Annotated in this window: 17 protein-coding genes and 1 pseudogene; 13 read left to right on the plus strand and 5 right to left on the minus strand. The window is 64.8% G+C overall.

The genetic code is table 11. The features are described 5' to 3' along the window. Positions 1 to 40 precede the first annotated feature (40 nt). Together APT63_10865 and APT63_10870 are read left to right on the plus strand one after the other, a co-directional pair. Positions 41 to 445, plus strand: a complete 405-nt coding sequence (locus APT63_10865) for a MerR family transcriptional regulator (protein AMA46091.1) — start codon at positions 41 to 43, stop codon at positions 443 to 445. 14 nt (positions 446 to 459) lie between these two features. Continuing rightward, positions 460 to 1,380 (plus strand): hydroxymethylglutaryl-CoA lyase, encoded by a 921-nt coding sequence (locus APT63_10870; protein ID AMA46092.1) that lies wholly within the window; start codon positions 460 to 462, stop codon positions 1,378 to 1,380. 501 nt (positions 1,381 to 1,881) lie between these two features. Here the strand turns inward: APT63_10870 and APT63_10875 are convergent. Continuing rightward, entirely contained in the window at positions 1,882 to 2,397 is a 516-nt protein-coding gene (locus tag APT63_10875) for a methyltransferase (protein ID AMA47861.1), read from the minus strand. A gap of 245 nt (positions 2,398 to 2,642) precedes the next feature. Between APT63_10875 and APT63_10880 the strand changes: the two genes are divergently transcribed. Continuing rightward, complete coding sequence (locus APT63_10880; GenBank protein AMA46093.1) at positions 2,643 to 3,680, plus strand: aldo/keto reductase; 1,038 nt, start codon at positions 2,643 to 2,645, stop codon at positions 3,678 to 3,680. Between the two features lie 649 nt (positions 3,681 to 4,329). After that, positions 4,330 to 5,190, plus strand: a complete 861-nt coding sequence (locus tag APT63_10885) for a hypothetical protein (GenBank protein AMA46094.1) — start codon at positions 4,330 to 4,332, stop codon at positions 5,188 to 5,190. Positions 5,191 to 5,217: 27 nt separating this feature from the next. Here the strand turns inward: APT63_10885 and APT63_10890 are convergent, their stop codons facing one another. Next, positions 5,218 to 6,132: an integrase gene (locus APT63_10890; protein AMA46095.1), complete on the minus strand. Its 915-nt coding sequence runs from the start codon at positions 6,130 to 6,132 to the stop codon at positions 5,218 to 5,220. Positions 6,133 to 6,536: 404 nt separating this feature from the next. Between APT63_10890 and APT63_10895 the strand changes: the two genes are divergently transcribed. After that, positions 6,537 to 6,797, plus strand: coding sequence for a hypothetical protein (locus tag APT63_10895; GenBank protein ID AMA46096.1), 261 nt, complete (start codon positions 6,537 to 6,539; stop codon positions 6,795 to 6,797). Positions 6,798 to 6,960: 163 nt separating this feature from the next. Here the strand turns inward: APT63_10895 and APT63_10900 are convergent, their stop codons facing one another. Both APT63_10900 and APT63_10905 read right to left on the minus strand, forming a co-directional pair. Then, positions 6,961 to 7,920, minus strand: a complete 960-nt coding sequence (locus APT63_10900; protein AMA46097.1) for a hypothetical protein — start codon at positions 7,918 to 7,920, stop codon at positions 6,961 to 6,963. 207 nt (positions 7,921 to 8,127) lie between these two features. Further along, a pseudogene (locus APT63_10905) lies at positions 8,128 to 10,161 on the minus strand (histidine kinase). A 246-nt stretch (positions 10,162 to 10,407) separates the two neighbouring features. Between APT63_10905 and APT63_10910 the strand changes: the two are divergent. The 4 genes from APT63_10910 (at position 10,408) to APT63_10925 (ending at position 16,056) form a co-directional block, all read left to right on the plus strand. After that, a complete protein-coding gene (locus tag APT63_10910) occupies positions 10,408 to 12,015 on the plus strand; it encodes a diguanylate cyclase (protein ID AMA46098.1) in 1,608 nt (535 codons plus the stop codon). A gap of 63 nt (positions 12,016 to 12,078) precedes the next feature. Then, a complete protein-coding gene (locus APT63_10915; GenBank protein ID AMA46099.1) occupies positions 12,079 to 13,128 on the plus strand; it encodes a UV damage repair endonuclease UvdE in 1,050 nt (349 codons plus the stop codon). A gap of 158 nt (positions 13,129 to 13,286) precedes the next feature. Then, entirely contained in the window at positions 13,287 to 14,060 is a 774-nt protein-coding gene (locus APT63_10920; GenBank protein ID AMA46100.1) for a cobalamin biosynthesis protein CobQ, read from the plus strand. 178 nt (positions 14,061 to 14,238) lie between these two features. Next, the gene (locus tag APT63_10925) at positions 14,239 to 16,056 is read left to right on the plus strand and encodes a glycosyl hydrolase (GenBank protein ID AMA46101.1); all 1,818 of its coding nucleotides are present in this window, start codon (positions 14,239 to 14,241) and stop codon (positions 16,054 to 16,056) included. Between the two features lie 168 nt (positions 16,057 to 16,224). Here APT63_10925 and APT63_10930 read toward each other — a convergent pair whose 3' ends face one another. Then, positions 16,225 to 16,518: a hypothetical protein gene (locus APT63_10930; protein ID AMA46102.1), complete on the minus strand. Its 294-nt coding sequence runs from the start codon at positions 16,516 to 16,518 to the stop codon at positions 16,225 to 16,227. A 78-nt stretch (positions 16,519 to 16,596) separates the two neighbouring features. Between APT63_10930 and APT63_10935 the strand changes: the two genes are divergently transcribed. From APT63_10935 to APT63_10950, 4 genes are all read left to right on the plus strand, one after another. Next, positions 16,597 to 17,703, plus strand: coding sequence for a 3,4-dihydroxy-2-butanone 4-phosphate synthase (locus APT63_10935; GenBank protein ID AMA46103.1), 1,107 nt, complete (start codon positions 16,597 to 16,599; stop codon positions 17,701 to 17,703). Positions 17,704 to 17,931: 228 nt separating this feature from the next. After that, entirely contained in the window at positions 17,932 to 18,957 is a 1,026-nt protein-coding gene (locus APT63_10940; GenBank protein ID AMA46104.1) for an ABC transporter substrate-binding protein, read from the plus strand. Then, positions 18,954 to 19,868: an ABC transporter permease gene (locus tag APT63_10945; protein AMA46105.1), complete on the plus strand. Its 915-nt coding sequence runs from the start codon at positions 18,954 to 18,956 to the stop codon at positions 19,866 to 19,868. Before APT63_10940 ends, APT63_10945 begins: the two co-directional genes overlap by 4 nt. 6 nt (positions 19,869 to 19,874) lie before the next feature. Next, entirely contained in the window at positions 19,875 to 20,684 is an 810-nt protein-coding gene (locus APT63_10950; GenBank protein ID AMA46106.1) for a polyamine ABC transporter permease, read from the plus strand. Positions 20,685 to 20,689 lie beyond the last annotated feature (5 nt).

Below are 20,689 nucleotides of genomic sequence, written 5' to 3' on the forward strand. Positions count from 1 at the left end.
CATGACGCTAGCGTAGGCGATCTTCTCGGCGAGCCTTCCCATGAGCGATCAGACCTACAGCATTTCCGACCTGTCGCGGGAGCTGGACATCACCACCCGCGCCATCCGCTTCTATGAAGAACAAGGCCTGCTCAGCCCCACGCGACGGGGTCAGGAGCGCATCTATTCACCCCGTGACAAGGTCACGCTGAAGTTGATCCTGCGGGGCAAGCGCATCGGTTTCTCGATCGCCGAATGCCGCGAGCTGATCGCCCTGTACGACCCCAGCAGCGGCAACCGCAAGCAGCTCGAAAGCATGCTGGCCAAGATCGACGAGCGCCGTGGGCAGCTCGAGCAGCAGATGCTCGACATCCAGCAGATGCAGATCGAACTGGACGTGGCCCAGGAGCGCTGCGAGCAGGCGCTGGCCACGACCCTCGCCCACCCCAGCACCCCCTTGAGTTGAACCGGAGACCTGCCATGTCACTACCGACGCACGTGCGTGTGGTCGAAGTCGGTCCACGCGACGGCTTGCAGAACGAGGCGCGCCCCATCGCGGTGGCCGACAAGATCCGCCTGGTCGACGACCTCAGCGCGGCTGGCCTGCGCTACATCGAGGTCGGCAGTTTCGTGTCGCCCAAGTGGGTACCGCAGATGGCGGGTTCGGCCGAGGTGTTCGCGGGCCTGGCGCGCCAGCCGGGTGTCACCTACGCCGCCCTGGCCCCCAACCTGCGTGGATTCGAAGACGCTCTGGCGGCCGGTGTCGAAGAGGTGGCCGTGTTCGCCGCCGCCTCGGAGACCTTTTCGCAGCGCAACATCAACTGTTCGATCCGTGAAAGCCTGGCCCGCTTCGAGCCGATCCTGACAGCGGCCAAGGCCCATGGCGTACGGGTGCGCGGCTATGTGTCCTGCGTCCTGGGCTGCCCCTATGAAGGCACGATCAGTCCCGAACAGGTGGTGCCGGTGGCCCGGGCGCTGTATCAGATGGGCTGCCATGAGGTGTCGCTCGGCGACACGCTGGGCGTGGGCACCGCGAACGCCACGCGCCGGTTGTTCGATCAGGTGGCGAGCGCTGTGCCACGGGAGGCCCTGGCCGGGCATTTCCATGACACGTATGGCCAGGCCGTGGCCAATGTCTACGCCAGCCTGCTGGAAGGCATCGCGGTGTTCGACGCCTCGGTCGCCGGGCTGGGTGGCTGCCCCTATGCCCGCGGTGCCACGGGTAACGTCTCGACCGAGGATCTGGTGTACCTGCTCCAGGGGCTGGGCATCGAGACCGGTATCGAGCTCGAGCGGCTGGTAGCTGCGGGCCAGCGCATCAGTGACGTGCTGGGGCGCACCACAGGTTCGCGGGTGGCGCGGGCGCGGCAGGTGTCGTCTGTCACCGAGCACGGCGGCTGAGTGTTACCGGCCTGCGTAAACGGGCGAAAAAGCGGGTAACAGGGAAACAATTTGACGCGTATTGCCTGGCACCCCGCCGAACGAAATCTTCAACTGCTTGATTTTAAAGGGTTTTAAAAAGTTGGCACGACATCTGCTATCTCTTAGGCATAACAAGAACAACAAGCGAAACACCCAATAACAATAACAGGCAGCGGTTCTGACATAACAAGAACAACACGGCAGAGACGCAGCAAGCAGATTTTTTTGAAGTCGATGTGCACGGCAGGTCAACCGACACAGAACAACAAGACTACCTCGAGGTAGTGACGGTCGGACACAGGCTCGCAGGCAATTGCAGATCAGCGCTCAAAAAAATACGTTTGCTCTTGACCCCGGATGGGGGTCGTTCGCGACACCGAGACATGGCTGACAATCACAACAACAGGCCGGTCCTCGATAACAATAAGAGCACGCAGCAACATTTCGGGGGGAGCTTAGGCTCCCCCTCGTGCTTTGCGCTCACCCGTTCTCTTCCTCTTCACGCGCCTTGCGCTCGGACCTCACTTCGATACGGTCGACCAGCGTCGGCATGCTGTGCAGCACCAGCAGTGCCATCAGCGTGCTCACCAACGCCGTCGCCTCACGCCCCATGCCCGCTGCCGTACCGATCGCCGCCGTCATCCACAGACCGGCGGCCGTGGTCAGCCCTTTCACGTGACTGGTCTCGCGGCCATTGCCCTTCAGGATGGTCCCGGCCCCGAGAAAGCCGATGCCGGCGACGATGCCCTGAATGACACGGCTCATGGCCTGGGCGTCGGCACCGGCCATATTCGGGGCCAACACGAACAGCGCAGCGCCCAGCGAGACCAGCATGTGCGTACGCACACCGGCCGACTTGCCCTTGCTTTCACGCTCCAGCCCTAGCACTGCGCCCAGCAGCGCCGCCATCAACAACCTGACCAGGATCCGCGTGACCTGCTCCACATCGGCCAGGTCGGCGAATTCGGCTTCGAGGGTGTCGCCGATCGTGTCCAGCACTGCGTTCATCGCAAGAGGCTCCTGGCAGGTTCATGTCAACCATGGACTGCCAGTGCACGCCAGGAGTGCCCTGAATGTGGCGTGCCTGCCAGGGACGCTACCCTCAGGCCGCCGCGCGTGCGCTTGCCAAACGACCGATGCCGGTGGCAACGTCGATGCCTGCACCGGGATACGACCCGAACACCCGCGCCTGGCGTGGGTCTGACAGTCTTACTTCCTCGATCCTCGCCACGGAGAACCGCATGCAACGACGCCCCCTCGGACGCACCTCTTTGCAGGTCAGCGCCATCGCCCTGGGCACCATGACCTGGGGCGAACAGAACACCCAGGCCGAAGCCTTCGAACAGATTCGCCTGGCCAAGGACGCCGGGGTCAACTTCCTCGACACCGCCGAGATGTACCCGGTACCGCCCAATGGCGACACCTATGGCAGCACCGAGCGCATCATCGGCGAGTACTTTCGCCAGTTCGGCGACCGGGGCGACTGGGTGCTGGCCAGCAAGGTCGCCGGTCCCGGGCGCATGCCGCACATTCGCGACGGCAACCCGCGCCTGAACCGGGCCAACATCGTCAAGGCCTTGGAAGACAGCCTCCAGCGGCTGCAGACCGATTACCTGGATCTCTACCAACTGCACTGGCCGGATCGCAAGGCCAACTTCTTCGGGCAGCTGGGCTTCACCTTCGACCCTGACGATCAGTTCGTGGCGATCGAAGATACCCTCGAAGTGCTCGACGAGCTGGTCAAGGCCGGCAAGATCCGCCACATCGGGCTGTCCAACGAAACGCCCTGGGGCACGATGCGCTTCCTGCAGCTGGCCGAAAGCCGCGGCTGGCCGCGTGCCGTGTCGATCCAGAACCCGTACAACCTGCTCAACCGCACGTTCGAGGTTGGCCTGGCGGAAATCGCCCTGCGCGAGCAGATCGGCCTGCTGGCCTACTCGCCTCTGGCCTTCGGCGTACTCAGCGGTAAATACCTCGAAGGAGCGCGACCGGCCGGTGCGCGCCTGACCCGGTTCGAACGCTTCCAGCGCTACACCAATCCCCAGGCCGAAGCTGCATCGCAGCGCTACGTCGAGCTGGCACGCGCGCACGGGCTGGACCCTGCACAACTGGCGCTGGCCTTCGTCACCAGCCGCCCATTCGTGACCAGCAACATCATCGGCGCGACCACGCTGGAGCAGCTGAAGCACAACCTGGCCAGCATCGACCTGACACTGGATGCCTCGCTGGTCCAGGCCTTGGAAGCGATTCACGTCGAACAGCCCAACCCGGCGCCTTGAGCCGCGGAGAAGCCCGGGCGGGTGGCAGCCCTGCATGACCGCCCTCCTGGCGTTGAATCGGGACCTGGGGGGGCAACTGTCTTTTTCGACTTGGTACATGCCCGGCTGCATGGGCTTACCCGCGACGCAGGTGGCGCCTGACAAGGCCCTATCGCTGGCAAGCCAGCTCCCACCCAGACCTCTGCAGCCGTCAGTATAGGTATGGCTGCGCAAGCAGCTTGTGGGGCTTACCCGCGACGCGGGTGGCGCCTGACAAGGCCCTATCGCTGGCAAGCCAGCTCCCACCCAGACCTCTGCAGTCGTCAGCGTAGGTATGGCTGCGCAAGCAGCTTGTGGGAGCGGGCTTGCCCGCGATAGCGTCGGGTTCGTCGCCGCCTGCATCGCGGGCAAGCCCGCTCCCACAACGTAGACTTAGGCCTGTCAGATCATCAATGCGATGCACAATGCAGGAGCTTAAGTAGCAGCGTTTGCGGCGGCACAGCGTCCGCGCGCCAGAATTGTCAGCCTCCCCCATCGCACTTTTCACCCTGTCGACGGTCTATCGACTCTTGCCTGCGGCCACCGTGCAGTTCAGTCCGGGCCAAACGCAAACGGCTTGTGTAGGATGGTCCGGCAGCCTCGGGCCGCTGCCAGTCATAGGGAGATCTTCATGCGCGTGTTGTCATCCGCTGCCTGCCTTGCCTTCGTGGCGCTGAGCGTGGGGCCGTTCACCCTGGCCCACGCCATGAGCGGGGAGGAAACGCAGCTGATCGATTCGATCAACCACTACCGCAGCCAGACCCAGGCCTGCGGGGGTGAAGCCTCCCTGGAACTGGCGCCGCTCAACAGCGACACACGCCTGGCGCTGTCTCCGGAAGGCACCCGCGACCTGCAGCAGGCCATGACCCAGGCGGCCTACCCCATGGTCAATGTCCAGGCCATCAGCCTTTCAGGCCCTCGCAATGCCCAAGCCGCGATGCAGGTGATCGAGGAAAGCTTCTGCCAGGTCGTGCTTGATCCCCAGTTCGTCGACATCGGCGTGAGCCAGGAAGGCCGCGACTGGCGTATCGTGCTGGCCCGTCCGCTGTTGAGTGGACGGCTGGGCGATTGGCAGGTCGAAGGGCAGAAACTGCTTCAGGAGATCAACGCTGCGCGCAGCCTGCCGCGCCAGTGCGGCGGCCAACCCTTCGCCCAGGCCGGCGCCCTCACCTGGAACACGACCCTGGCAGGCGTGGCCGCCACTCACACCCGCGCCATGGCCAACCAGAACTACTTCGACCACCTCGACAAGGAAGGTCGCACGCCCGGCGATCGTGCCGAGCTGGCTGGCTACCTGTACCGGCAGATCGGCGAGAACATCGCCGCCGGGCGCGATACCCCCCGCAAGGTGGTCGATGGCTGGCTGGCCAGCCCTGGACACTGTGCCACGCTGATGAATCCGGACTTCACCGAGCTGGGGGCCGCCTATGCCGTGGACCCCAAGAGCGATGCCGGCATCTACTGGACCGGTCTGTTCGGCGCGCCGCAGTAAGCCAGCCCTGCCCTGCCGCGCTTCTCTTCAATAGTCGAAGCGGTCCACCGCACGTCGCCGTTCGTTGTCGTCCCGGCGGTCGTAGCTGGCGGTGGTCTGGATGTTGGCGTGGTGCGCCAGTTTCTGGGCAATCGACAGGTCATGCTCTTCGATCACCCGGGTGATGAACGCACGACGAAAGTCATGGGGCATGATCTTGATCCCGACCTGCGCGCCCCGCTGGCGGGCGATGTAGTAGATGGCGTGCTTGGTGATGCGTGCCCGGGTGATGTGGTTGCCACGGCGAATACGATTGAACAGGAAGCTGTCGTCTTCCAGCCCCGGGGGCAATGCCTCGCGACGAAAGCTCAGCCAGGCCTGGAGCCGCTCGAAGACCCAGGGCGGCGCGTACTTGATCAATTGGCGGTTACCCTTGCCCAGCACCTGCACGCTGCGCTCCTCGAAATCCACCTGGCTCAGGTCGATGTCCACCGACTCCGACTTGCGCATGCCGGTGCCGTAGAGCAACGCGATGATCGCCGCATCTCGGATGCCTTGCGGCCGGGGGTCGGCAGCGCAGACATCCATCAGTTCGCGGATCAGGCTGCGGCGCAGGTTGCGTCCCGGCGGCAGGCGGCTGCCACTGGCGGGCTTGACCTCGCGGATCTTCAGCAACCGGTCGTGAGAAATCAGCTCCAGGCGCCAGGCCTCGTTCATCACGCCGCGTATGGCATTGACGTAGAGCGACGACGTGTTGGGCGCGAAGCCATCGGTGCGCAGGGCTGCCACCAGCCCGATCACGTGCCCAGCCTCGAGCTGATGCCAGGGCACGTCGGCGATGTCGCAATCGTCGAACCCCAGGCGGTCGGCGACGTCCTGCAGCACGTAGCGCATGGTCAATTGGCTGGACGGCGCCAGGCGAGCGAGGTAGTGCGACAACGGGTTGAGCGGAAGACTGGGCAAAACGAGGTCCTGTGCACGCGGGATGAACGCTTGGTGAGATCGGCTCCGCCCGCCAGCGCCTCGGCGCGGGGCCACGGGGAATGGTACCGCATTCGGCACGTCCAGACGATCAACGCCCATCACCGGATCAAGACGTAACCGTGCCAACCGTTGGTCGGAAAACCCAGAGACGCTCGCGTGCTTGAACGTGCGTGTCATCAGCCAGAAGCCGCGCACTAGACGCTTGCCGCTGCAACACGGTCTGCCCGCCCACGACGTTGGTCGTACTGGACAAGGCTGCGTTCACGCGCCTGTCACGATCAGTACGCGAAGATGGCGTTTCAGGTGCTATCGTTACCCTTCGCGCAGGCCGAGGTTCGGTGGCGCCATCGCCGTGTTCGACGTCGAGAACAAGGAGGCTGGCCATGAACAAGATGACCTTTCCCAATGCATGCCAAGTGATGCGCTGGCACTTTCACCCCTTGGGCTTCGAAGCGACCATGGACGCGCCGCGCAGCCTGATCGCACGCGTCTTCGACCGGTCCACCGGCGAAACGCTGCTGGCGGTCGCCGGCATTCCCTGCACGGCGATCATGGCCGCCGCCGACGTCGAGCGCATCATCGAAGCCATAGAGGCAGAGCTAGAGGCCTTCGTGCCTTACTGCACCTTGCGCCACGCGGGCTAGGTCGGCCGACCCTGGACTACAGTGGCTTCCCCAGCGCGCTCCGAATGGCCTGGCATGCTTCGCTCGCGTGCTCAGGACGAGGCATGCCGGCCGAACCCTAGACAGTGAAGCGTGATGTCCTGTCTGGCCTTCACGGCGTTCATCATGATCGCTGCGGCTGTATTCACAAGATCCCTACTTCCCATTTATCCAGTGAACCCCAGGCACGTTCCTTTTTCGTGTCCACCCGCCAGACGCCACCCTTCCTGACGAGGCTGAACAGCATTTCGTAACGCAACCGCGTACTGGGGGCCTGACGGGTCATGAGCAGCGTACGCCGGGCAAGGGGCTCGACATCGATCAGCGTGTCGTCAGGTGAGTAGGTCGGGGGAAAGCCGAAGCTGCCCAATCGCCCATACGTACGCGGCTTGGGTGTGCAGAAGCGCTCGAATATCTGATTCTGGCTGTGCTGGATGGCCGGCCAGTCCAGCCCTTCATCGTCCGACTGTCTTTGACTTTGCTCGTAGCAATCCGTCTCCCAACGATGCATGGCCAACAGGAACCCGCGCAGTACGCTGACAGGATCCGTATCGTCCACGTCCGATGCGTCAAGCGAGACGGCAGGCCAAGGTATCGATATTTCCACGGGAGGTACCGGCGGCGCAGCCCCGTAGGCCTGCAGCGTGGCCACAACCTGCTCATGGCCACGCTCTTGAGCCATCGACAACGCATTGCGCGCGTCGCCCGTCTGCAGGTTCACCCCTGCGCCGGCAGCCAATAGCGCAGCCACGATGGCTTGGTGGCCTTCCTGGGCGGCGACCATCAAGGGGGTATGCTGAAAGGTGGACGTCTGCAGGTCGACGCAGGCATGTGCGGTCAGCAATGCCTTGACGACAGGCAGATGCCCTTGGTTGGCTGCCCAGCCGAGGGCGGTGTAGCCGATCGCTTCATCCGTGCGGTCGATGCGTGCAGCGTTTTCGATGAGACACTGGACCGTGTTGGTATGCCCCTTGATGGCTGCTTCGATCAGTGCCGTGCGACCCGTGGCCTTGTGGGTGGACTCGATATCGTCACCGCTGGCCAACAGCGCGCGCAGCTCGGCGGTTTGGCCTGAGGCAGCGGCCTGGAGGAGTGCTTTGCTCACGAGATCCGTCTCTGCTGATGAGGTAAGCCGTCAGTGTAAAACGCAAATGACCTTGGGTGGAACTCAACCCCCTCCCACTCAAGGCGCTGCCTGGCTGACCACCGACAGCGGCAGCAGCCCTTGGCCAGCCCTTTCTGCGTCGTCCAACGCGACCGGATCGCCTGCTTCGACCCTCCCTGCCTCGCGCACTCCCACGACTGGCAACGCATCGGCCGGCATCGGCCGCCCCAGCAGATACCCCTGCAGCGCATCGCAGCCCAGCTGGGTCAGGAAGTGGCGTTGGCATTCGGTTTCCACACCCTCGGCGACGATGCGCAGCCCCAGCGCCCGTCCCAGGGCGACGATGGCCGAGATGATCGCGGCATCGTCGCTGTCGTGTTCCAGGTCACGCACGAAGCCACGGTCGATCTTCAGTTCGTTGGCCGGCAGGCGCTTGAGGTACATCAGGCTCGAATAGCCGGTGCCGAAATCATCGATGGACAGATCGACCCCCATGTCGGCGAGCCTGCCGAGCACGGCCAGACTCGCCTCGACATCGTGCATCGCCGTGGTCTCGGTGATCTCGAGGGTCAGGCAATTGGCGGGGAGCTGGTTCTGGGCCAAGGCGCGGGCGACGCTGTCGAGCAGCCCGGCATGGCAGAACTGGATCGCCGACAGGTTGACCGCGATGCGCCAGCCCTCGAACCCCATGTCCCTCCAGACGCGCATCTGGCGACAAGCCTCGTCCAGCACCCAGGCGCCGATGGGCACGATCAGCCCGGTCTTTTCGGCCAGACTCACGAAGCGGTCCGGTGACAGCAGGCCCTGCTCCGGGTGTTGCCAGCGCAACAAGGCCTCGGCGCCGATCGCCACGCCGGAGGCTGCGTCGAACTTGGGCTGGTAATGCAGGCGGAACTGTCCCTCTGCCAGTGCCATCCGCAGGTCCTGGATCAGCTGGACCTGCAGCCGGGCATTGCTGTTCATCGACGCATCGAAGAACCGATAACCGTTCTTGCCACTGCCCTTGGCGTGGTACATGGCCGCATCGGCGTTGCGCAACAGCTCGTGCGCGCCCTGACCATTGCCCGGATACACCACGATCCCCAGGCTGGCGGACATGGCCAGGCGCTGGTCGAGCATGTCGAACGGGCGCGACACCAGCTCCACCTGGAGCGCGGCCAGGTCCAACGCATCGTCGGGGTTCTGCAGGTGCGCCAGCAGCACGAACTCGTCGCCACCGATGCGCGCCAGGGTGTCCCGTGCCTGCAGGTCGGCGCGCAGCCGTGCCGCCACGGCCTTGAGCACCTGATCGCCCAGGTGATGGCCGTAGGCGTCGTTGATCGGCTTGAAGCCGTCCAGGTCGATGAACATCAGGGCGAAGCATCCCCCCTGCTCATCGGCCTGCCTGATCGCCTGGTCGATGCGCTCTGTCAACAGTGCCCGGTTGGGCAGGCCGGTCAAGGCATCGTGCAGGCTCAGCTCGACCAGTTCCTGGTTGGCCTGTGTCAACGAGCGCGCCAGGTGTGCGGTACGCACCTGCATGCGTGCGTCCAGCACCGACGTCAGCAGGGCCACGGCCATCACCGCCAGGGTCGTGACCAGCACCGTGTAGTACAGCCCGGAACCGCTCAGACCGTCGGCGATCGCGGCGCAGACGCTGCCTTCGGGAAAGTTGGCGGCCGCCATGCCGGTGTAATGCATGCCGACGATCGCCACCCCCATCAGCACGGCAGCCGCAGCGCGAATCGGGCGCACATAGGGTGTGTGCTGACGCAGGCGGAACGCGATCCACAGCCCGGCTGCCGAGGCGCCGACGGCGACGGCCAGCGAGGCCATGAACAGGGCCGGGTCGTAGTCGATGCCTGGCTGCATGCGCAGCGCCGCCATGCCCGTGTAGTGCATGCTGCTGATACCGCTGCCCATGATCAGCGAACCCAGCCCCAGTTGCGTCAGCGGCAACTGAGGCTGACTGGCCAGCCACAAGGCGAAACCGGAGGACAGCACGGCGATCAGCAGGGATAGCGCGGTCAACCCGAGGTCGTAGCCCAGCTCGATCGGCAAGCGAAACGCCAGCATGCCGATGAAGTGCATGGACCAGATCCCCACCCCCATCGCCAGCGCGCCACCGCTCATCCAGACATAGGCCACGCGACCGCGCGCCGTGGCGATTCGGCCACTCAGGTCGAGAGCGGTGTAGGACGCCAGGATCGCCACGCCCAGCGAGATGGCGACCAGTGAAGAGGAATAACTGCCTGTAAGCATGCCAAGATCCACGAACGAGGGGCGCGCCGCGGTTCCTTGGCTGGCCTGATGAGGGATCAGTGTACCCAGCCGCTTGCGAAACGCACGCTGATTTGGATGAATGATGTCATAGTGCCTCTCAATGGCCAGAAAACGGCGTTTCCGTCCTCATGCCCGCTGGGACGACGCCTGGCTCGGTCGATGGCTCCTTCGCCTTGAAAAGGTTAAAGTAATGCCTTCACCCTCCCCCCGCTGTTGAGGTCAGGTTTGCCGAACGCCAAGCAAGGCCCTCGCCTGACGCTGCGCACGTTGATCCTGTCGCTGTCTGCATTGACGGCGCTGGTCATGCTCTGCACGAGCTACTTCGCCAGCTACCGGGTCCAGCGGCAACTGCTGATCGATCATGCACTGGAGTCGAATCGGGTCTATGCCGCAAAGCTGGCCTCGACCACCGAAGCCTTCGTCGTCAGCGCACTCAAGCAGCTGGCCGTCAGTGCCGGCGTCCAGGCGCGCCACATGAACGACGACCAGGCCCTGGCCGAGGAAGCCGACCGCCTGCTGCGGCAAAGCAGCGCCTTCAACTCGACCTTCGCGGTGGATGCCCGTGGCGTCATGCGCGCCATTTCGCCGGCCGCGCTTCAACCCATGATCGGCCGGCAGTTGCAGACGCCTGGCGCGCGGGAGGCCTTGCACGAACGTCGGCCGATCGTCTCCACTCCCTACCTGTCGGTGGCCAACAACCTCGTCGTGGTGATGTCGCAACCGATCTACGGCGCCGATGGGCAGTACCTGGGTTATGTCGGCGGCAGCCTGCACCTGCGCCAGCACAATATCCTCAACACGTTGCTGGGCGAACAGTTTCACAAGGATGGCTCCTACCTCTATGTGGTCGACCGGCACCTGCGCCTGCTCTATCACCCCGACGCGGCGCGGGTCGGCACCCAGGTCAAGGGCAACGCCATGCTCGATGAACTGGCCGAGCACACCAGCGGGACGCGCAGCCTGACCAACAGCCAGGGCGTGCCCATGCTCGCCGGTTTCGCCACTGTGCCCAGTACCGGCTGGGGCGTCGTCGCGCAGCAGCCTCAGGCCATGACCGTGGCACCGCTGCAAGGGCTGGTGCTGAGCATGCTCGAACTGTCAGCCCCCTTGGTGTTGCTGGGTATCGCGCTGCTCTGGTGGCTGGCCCTGGTCATCGCCCGCCCCCTGTGGCAACTGGCCGCCGGGGCACGGCAGATGGACCATGTCGACACGCGGGACCACCTGCAGAACGTACGGGCCTGGTATTTCGAGGCCGAAGAGCTCAAGCGTGCGCTGCTGTTCGGGCTCAACCTGCTGCAGGAACGCATCGGCCGCCTGAGCCATGACGCACAGACCGACCCCTTGACGGGCCTGGTCAACCGGCGCGGACTGGACCATGCCCTGGCCGTGCTCGGGGCGGAGCGCCGGGGTTTTTCCGTGATCGTCCTGGACGTGGACCACTTCAAGCGGGTCAATGACACCTATGGACACGAGGTTGGCGACCACGTGCTGCGCCAACTGGCCGAATTGATGCGCGCCGGCTGCCGCGAAGGCGATCTGCTGTGCCGGACAGGTGGCGAGGAGTTCCTCATGCTGCTGCCAGGCGCGGGTCAGGCCGTGGCGCTGGCGGTGGCCGAACGCCTGCGCCTGTGTGTTGAAGCTGCGCCCATCGAGCCGATCGGCACGGTCACGGTGTCGTTGGGCGTCGCGCACGGCTCCCCCGACGACCAGCTAGTACCCGCTGATGTGTTGAGCCAGGCGGATCGCGCCCTGTACAGGGCCAAGCGCGGCGGACGCAATCAGGTGGTGAGCGGCGACGACCTGCCTCGACGCTCGGCAGACACCCCAGGCTGAAACGAAAGGATCGTAAGGGTTTCCGGTGCGGTCTATCGAAGACGTCCGAACCAGGAGCCGACGATGCCCTTACCTGCCCGCCTGGGCTTTGCCTGCCAGTACCGCCACCCTCACCGAACTCTGCCGAACAAAGAGCTGGAGGCCCTTGAGCGCACGTACAACCCTCGCACCACGACCTTGCGCTGGATCAACAGCGCCAGCGTGGAAACGGCACGCGCCAAGCTGCTGGAGGTCGTCAAGCACAACCTCGAGGCCCAGCTGCGGCTGCTCAAGCATGTCAACACGCTGCCGCCTGCCTTGCACATGGTGCGCCTGAGCAGCGATCTGCTGCCGTTGTACAGCCACCCACAGGTGGCCTGGTTCTACCAAGACCCTGCCGTCCAGCGCCTGCTCGAAGCGCGCTTCGCGCGGATCGGCGAATACGCCCGGGAAGCGGATATCCGGCTGTCGTTCCACCCAGGCCAGTTCTGCGTGCTGGGCTCGGACCGCCCGGAGGTGGTGGAAAACAGCCTGGCCGAGTTCGAGTACCACGCCGACATGATCCGCATGATGGGCTATGGCCGGCGCTTCCAGGACTTCAAGTGCAATGTCCACATCGCCGGACGCCTGGGCGTGGCAGGAACACGCGCCGTCTGGCCGCGGTTGTCGGAGGTGGCGCGCAACACCTTGACCCTGGAGAACGACGAGAAGACCTACGGGGTCGACGATTGCCTGCAACTGGCCGACCTAGCCCCGGTGGTGCTCGACATCCATCATTGCTGGATCCACGAGAACGACTACATCGACCCCCACGGTGCCCGAGTGGCACGCATCGTCGACAGCTGGCGCGACGTGCGACCGACCATGCACTACTCGCAACCCCCGGAACGCCTGCAGGCCTTGGGCTTCGATGCCGACCACAAGCTGGAAATGCCCGCGCTGCTGGAGCAGGTCAACAAGCGCGACCTGTACCTGCACAGCGAACGGATGTGGAACGACTGGACCAATCGCTACGCGCTGGAATTCCTGGACCGGTTCGACATGATGTTCGAGGCCAAGCACAAGAACCTGGCAACCCTGGAGTTCTACGAGCGTTACCAGAAGCCAGCCATGGCCGATCACGGCGCCGCCTGAACACGCCTGTCGCCCTCCGGCAGCCCTGGACGCTCGCGCTCAGGGCTGCACAGCCGAAGACGCTTGTCTTAAAACTGTCATCTCCACGTCATAACCTCTTTCCCACTGTCACACCCGTCATCTCCGGGCCCACGGGCTCTTCATGGAAGGCACCTCCGATGCGCCGTGTCGTTTTCAATCAAAAAGGGGGCGTGGGCAAGTCCAGCATCGCCTGCAACCTGGCCGCGTGCAGCGCTGCGCAAGGCTATCGAACACTGCTGGTCGACCTCGACGCCCAAGCCAATGCCACCCACTACCTCACCGGCTTGAGCGGCGAACAGGTCCCCTCGGGCATTGCCGATTTCTTCAAGCAGACACTCGCGGGCAAGGCGGCCGGCCTGAAGAACCGTGTCGCGATCACCGAGACCCGGCACGATCACCTGCACCTGGTGACCGCCAGCGCCGAGCTGCTCGACCTGCAGCCACGGCTGGAGAGCAAGTTCAAGATCAACAAGCTGCGCAAGCTGCTGCTGGAGTTGTCCGAAGAGTACGAACGCATCTACATCGACACGCCACCCGCGCTGAATTTCTATGCGTTCAGCGCCTTGGTCGCCGCCGATCGGCTGCTGATTCCCTTCGACTGCGACCGCTTTTCCCATCAGGCCCTGCTGCAGGTGATGGCGCATGCCGAGGAACTGCGTCAGGACCACAACGAAGCGCTGGTGGTCGAAGGTATCGTGATCAATCAGTTCGATGGGCGCACGGCACTGCATTCGACACTGGTGGCGCAATTGATCACGGAAGGCCTGCCGGTGCTGCCTGCGTACCTGAGCCATTCGGTAAAGATGCGCGACTCCCACGAGCATTCCCTGCCGTTGGCCCAGCTGGCGCCGCGGCATCGCCTGACCCAGGAGTTCTTCGCCCTGCTCGAGTGCCTGGAGCACCGCGCCTGAGTGACGCCGCCGTGCGAAAAAGACGAACCCTCTGCACCCCCGTCGGTCGATAGCAAAAGGGCATCATCGAGGCGCCGGAACTCGGGCACGCCGGGCGGTGCGTGCCGGACCGGTGGACGCCTCACCCGCGCTCGAGGGATGCCTGTTCATTTTCTATCCTCTGGCAAAGTGGGGCTTCATGAACGATTCTTCGACGACACGATGGCAGCAGGCGGACCCGGCGCGTGACGCCGATGGGTATCTGCCGCTGGAAGCCTATGGCGCCCTGGGCGATGGCCGCTCGGTGGCCCTCGTAGGCTGGGATGGCAGCATCGACTGGTGGTGCGTGCCGCACATGGATTCGCCGCCACTGTTCGATCGCATCCTGGCCCCCCAGACGGGCGGGTATTTCCAGCTCCGTCCTCAGGGCACCTTCAGCGTGGCACGCCGCTACCTGCCCGGCAGCAACGTGCTGGAAACCCTGTTCAGCACGGCAGGCGGCAAGGCGCGCGTCACCGAATCGCTCAACAGCGGCCCAGCCGGGCGTCTGCCCTGGGCGGAGCTGGCGCGTCGCGTGGAGTGCCTCGAAGGCACCGTGACCTTCGAAGTGGACATGGCGTTCGGCACCCAGGCTAACAAGATCGCGCCTTACCTGACCCCCAACGACAATGGCTGCGTGTTCCATGCAGGCAAGGTGCTCGGCACCTTCCTGCACAGCCGCCATACCCGCGTCGAACGCCTCGATGACCTGGGTTTGAAGGCCTACATCACCCTGCAACAGGGCCAGCGCGAGGTGGTGGCCCTGGTCGCCGGGTATGACGAGCCTTTGGTGGTACCGCCGCTGGACCTGATCGACGCGCGGATCGATGGCTCCGACAAGGAATGGCGACAGTGGTCCGAAGGCCTGCTCTACGAGGGTGACGACCATGCCTTGGTCGTGCGCAGCGCGTTGGCGCTGAAGCTGCTGCTGTCCTCCCCCAGCGGCTCGATCATGGCGGCCGCGACCACCTCCCTGCCCGAGCGCATCGGTGGCGACAAGAACTACGACTACCGCTTCGCCTGGGTACGCGATGCGGGTTACACCATCGAAGCGTTCATCGGCATCGGCGCGCTGCCCGAGGCCCAGGCCGCGTTCAAGTGGCTGCTCAAACGCCTGGGCGAGCACGGTCCACAGGTCTGCTATACGCTGGATGGCTGCCTGGGCAAGACCTCCTCGCCCATCGACCTGCCCGGCTACAAGCATTCCCCGCCCATCGTCGGCAACCGTGCGGTGGACCAGCATCAGCATGGCATCTTCGGCGACATCTTCGAGACCGCGCGCTGCTTCATCGACAAGGGCAACATCCTCGATGCGTCCAGTGCCATGGTGCTGTCAGGGCTGGCCGACCGCTGCGCCGACAGCTGGCGCCTGGCCGACTGCGGCATCTGGGAGCTGCCCGAAGCACGTCACTACACCATGTCGAAGATCAGCTGCTGGCAGGCCTTGAGCCGAGCGGTGGAACTGGCCGATGGCGGGCACCTGCCCACCACCTGCCGCGACCGCTGGAACCGCGAGCGTCAGCGGGTCTATGAATGGATCGAAACCCACTGCTGGAGCGAGCGCCGCCAGGCGTACGCCTTCTATCAGGGGAGCGACGACGTGGATGCCTCCCTGGCCTTGGCCGTGCGCTTCGGCTATCCCAACAAGGAACGCCTGCGGTCCACCCTGGAGGCCATCGACGACGAGCTGCGCCATGGCGCCTTCCACTACCGCTACAGCCATGTGCACGAAGAAGAGGCCTGCTTCCTGGCCTGTACGTTCTGGATGGTGCAGGCCTTCAACCTGCTGGGCGAAGGCGAGCGCGCGCGCCGGATGTTCGACCAGGCGATCGCAGGCCTGCACCGCGGCGTCGGGATCTATGCAGAAATGGTGGAGGCCGACACGGGGCACTTCCTGGGCAACCTTCCGCAAGGGTTGACGCACCTGGCGCTGCTGGGCGCAGCGTGCAGCCTGGCGGGGATCAATCCGGAGCGTTGAGACGCAGACAGCGGGCTGGGGCTTCGGCCCAGGCTCGCGCTGTCGTACTCCATCGCGGTGCTGGGCCTATGAGCCCTGTCGGCTCGAGCGCGATCAGTCTGGCGTCCTCATGGCGTGACGCCAGACACCTGCGCTGCACGCAGACTCAACCGAACGTCGAACCCAGGATCAGGACTCGAACCCCTCGACGATGATCACCTCGGCTTTCGCCACGCCCTGGCGATGCTGGCAGGCCTCTTGGTACGCCGCAGACCGGTAGCACGCCAGGGCCTGCTCGTAGCTGTCGAACTCGATCACCACGCTACGCTGCGGCGTCGGCCGTCCCTCCAGTGCCTCACTACGCCCACCCCGGGCCAGGAACCGTCCCCCGTAGGCAGTGAACGCGGCGGGCGCACGCTGGGTGTACTGCTGGTACTGCTGCGGGTCGGTCACATCGACGTGGGCGATCCAGTAGGCCTTCATGAGGCAGCGCTCCTATGGGCGGTGTATTTGTGTATGATGGTATACCACAAAACACCCCTGTGACAGGTGAGCATGCCCATGGCTTTCAACCGCATCGAAGAACTGCTCGACGACTATCGACAAGGCAAGATGGTCCTGCTGGTGGACGACGAAGACCGGGAGAACGAAGGCGATCTGCTGATCGCTGCCGAGCGCTGCGATGCCTCGGTGATCAACTTCATGGCGCGAGAAGCCCGTGGGCTGATCTGCCTGACCCTGACCGACGAGCATTGCCAGCGACTGGGCCTGGAGCAGATGGTGCCCAGCAACGGCAGCGCGTTCAGCACGGCCTTCACCGTGTCGATCGAGGCGGCCGAGGGGGTCACCACCGGGATCTCCGCCGCCGACCGGGCCCGCACCGTGGCCGCCGCGATGGCACCCGATGCCCGCCCTGAAGACCTGGTGCAACCGGGTCACATCTTCCCGCTGCGCGCGCGCGAAGGCGGTGTGCTGACCCGCGCCGGGCATACCGAGGCCGGTTGCGACCTGGCCCGCCTGGCCGGCTTCACCCCGGCGTCGGTCATCGTCGAGGTGCTCAACGACGACGGCAGCATGGCGCGCCGCCCGGACCTGGAAGTGTTCGCCGCACGCCATGGCATCAAGATCGGCACCATTGCCGACCTCATCCACCACCGCCTGAGTACCGAGCACACCATCGAACGCATCGGCGAACGGGAACTGCCGACCGTGCATGGCACCTTCCGCCTGGTGACTTACGAGGACCGCATCGAAGGGGGTGTGCACATGGCCATGGTGATGGGCGAGATCCACCGTGACCAGCCGACCCTGGTACGCGTGCACGCCATCGATCCGCTGCGTGACCTGGTGGGTGCCGAATACGCGGGGCCTGCAAACTGGACGCTATGGGCGGCCCTGGAGCGGGTCGCCGCCGAAGGGGCCGGCGTGGTGGTCGTGCTGGCCAACCACGAGTCGTCGCAAGCGCTGCTCGAACGGGTCCCCCACTTGACCCAGCCTCCCCGCCCCTACCAGCGGGGCCAGGTGAAGACCTATTCTGAAGTGGGGACCGGTGCGCAGATCCTGCAGGATCTGGGCGTGGGCAAGCTCCGTCACCTGGGGCCACCGCTCAAGTACGCGGGATTGGCCGGTTATGAGCTGGAGGTGGTCCAGAGCATTCCGTTCGCCTGACGGACAGGTGCGCGGAAAGACCGGTCACCAGAGTGATGGCCGGTCGCCAACAATGCTTGCGAAAAGTTTGGAATACCATAATATGATATCCCGTAGACCTTGAAAGCTCAGGCCGTCGAGCCCGCGTCCACCACGGCCCTGCACCACTTTGTCTAGCTGCTCCCCGAATACAGGGCGAGTCACATCGGAACACTCGCCTCGAATAACAAAAGTCACGAGGGTGTAACCATGCTGTTGAGCAAACGTGTAAGCGCAGTGCTGTCCGCCAGCCTGCTGACCCTGGCATGCCAGGCTGCGGTCGCCGCCGAAAGCGTCAATTTCGTCAGCTGGGGTGGCACCACCCAGGACGCGCAGAAAGAAGCCTGGGCCATGCCCTTCACCCAGCAGACCGAGATCAAGGTCGTCCAGGACGGTCCGACCGACTACGGCAAGCTCAAGGCCATGGTCGAAAGCGGCAACGTGCAGTGGGACGTGGTCGACGTCGAAGCCGATTTCGCCCTGCGTGCCGCCAGCGAAGGCCTGCTCGAGCCGCTGGACTTCAACACCATCAAGCGCGACCGCATCGATCCGCGCTTCGTCTCCGACCATGGTGTCGGCTCGTTCTTCTTCTCCTTCGTGCTCGGCTACAACGAAGGCAAGCTGGGCGCCAGCAAGCCGGTCGACTGGTCGGCCCTGTTCGACACCAAGACCTACCCTGGCAAGCGCGCCCTGTACAAGTGGCCGAGCCCTGGCGTGCTCGAACTGGCCCTGTTGGCCGACGGTGTGCCGGCCGACAAGCTCTACCCGCTGGACCTGGACCGTGCCTTCAAGAAGCTCGACACCATCAAGAAGGACATCGTCTGGTGGGGCGGCGGTGCACAGTCCCAGCAGTTGCTGGCCTCGGGTGAAGCGTCAATCGGGCAGTTCTGGAACGGCCGTGTGTATGCCCTGCAGCAGGACGGCGCGCCAGTCGGTGTGAGCTGGAAGCAGAACCTGGTCATGGCCGACTTCCTGGTCGTGCCCAAGGGCGCCAAGAACAAGGACGCCGCCATGAAGTTCCTGGCCCACGCCAGCGGTGCCGAGGGCCAGGCCGAGTTCGCCAACCTGACCGCCTACGCCCCGGTCAACCTGGACAGCGTCGACAAGCTCAAGCCGGAGCTGGCGCCCAACCTGCCGACCGCCCACGTCAGTGACCAGATCACCCTGGACTTCGCCTACTGGGCCAAGAACGGCCAGGCCATCGCCGCCCGCTGGAACGAGTGGCTGGTCAAATGAAAGTCGCCATCAATGCCTTGCAGAGCGCGCCGGGGGCCGACCCCGGTACCGCGCCGCCGGCGGCCTCGCGCCGCCCGCCCCTGGGCCAGCGCTGGCGCGGCAGCCGCAACCTGCTGCCGGCCCTGCTGTTTCTCGGCCTGTTCTTCTTCGCGCCGCTGATCGGCCTGCTGCTGCGCGGCGTGCTGGAGCCGGTGCCGGGCCTGGGCAACTACGAGCAGCTGTTCGCCAACTCGGCCTACGCACGGGTGCTGTTCAACACCTTCTCGGTGGCCGGTCTGGTGACGGTGATCAGCGTGCTGCTGGGCTTTCCCCTGGCCTGGGCCATCACCCTAGTCCCCAAGGGCTGGGGCCGCTGGCTGCTGAACATCGTCCTGCTGTCGATGTGGACCAGCCTGCTGGCGCGCACCTACTCCTGGCTGGTGCTGCTGCAGGCCTCGGGGGTGATCAACAAGGCCTTGATGGCCCTGGGCATCATCGATGCCCCGCTGGAGATGGTGCACAACCTCACGGGGGTGGTGATCGGCATGAGCTACATCATGATCCCGTTCATCGTGCTGCCCTTGCAGGCGACCATGCACGCCATCGACCCGATGGTGCTGCAGGCCGGCTCGATCTGCGGCGCCAGCCCGTGGACCAACTTCTTCCGGGTGTTCCTGCCGCTGTGCCGGTCGGGGCTGTTCTCCGGAGCGCTGATGGTCTTCGTGATGTCGCTGGGTTACTACGTGACCCCGGCGCTGCTCGGCGGTGCACAGAACATGATGCTGCCCGAATTCATCATCCAGCAGGTCCAGTCGTTCCTCAACTGGGGCCTGGCCAGCGCGGCGGCTGCCTTGCTGGTGCTGATCACCCTGGTGCTGTTCTTCTTCTTCCTGAAGCTGCAACCGGAGTCCCCGGTCGGCAACGCGAGGTAAGCCATCATGCTGTTGTCCCCCAATGCCATGGGCCGCCCCTTGCGGGTGGGCCTGTATGCCACCACGGGCCTGATCGCGGCGTTCCTGCTGCTGCCGATCCTGTTCATCGTGCTGCTGTCGTTCGGCTCCTCGCAGTGGCTGGTCTTCCCGCCGCCTGGCTGGACGCTCAAATGGTACGGCCAGTTCTTCTCCAACCCTGAGTGGATGGACGCGGCCCTGGCCAGCCTGAAAGTGGCAGTGCTTACCACGGTCTGCGCGGTGCTGCTCGGCCTGCCGACGGCGTTCGCCCTGGTGCGCGGGCGCTTCCCGGGTCGCGAGATGCTCTATGGCCTGTTCACCCTGCCGATGATCGTGCCGCTGGTGATCATCGCCGTGGCGGTCTACGCGCTGTTCCTCAAGCTCGGCTACACCGGCACGCTGTTCTCGTTCGTGGTCAGTCATGTGATCGTCGCCCTGCCGTTCACCATCATCTCGATCATCAACTCGCTCAAGCTGTTCGACCAGTCGATCGAGGATGCCGCGGTGATCTGCGGCGCCTCGCGGGTGCAGGCGATCGTCAAGGTGACCTTCCCGGCGATTCGCCCCGGGATGATCGCCGGTGCGCTGTTCGCCTTCCTGGTCTCATGGGACGAGGTGGTGCTCAGCGTGATGATGGCCAGCCCCAACCTGCAGACCCTGCCCGTGAAGATGTGGACCACCCTGCGCCAGGACCTGACCCCGGTGATCGCCGTCGCCTCGACGCTGCTGATCGGCCTGTCGGTCCTGGTCATGGTCATCGCCGCTGCCTTGCGTCGGCGCAACGAAGTCAGCGCCTGAGCGCC

This window comes from Pseudomonas monteilii, from assembly GCA_001534745.1.
Lineage (GTDB): Bacteria > Pseudomonadota > Gammaproteobacteria > Pseudomonadales > Pseudomonadaceae > Aquipseudomonas > Aquipseudomonas alabamensis.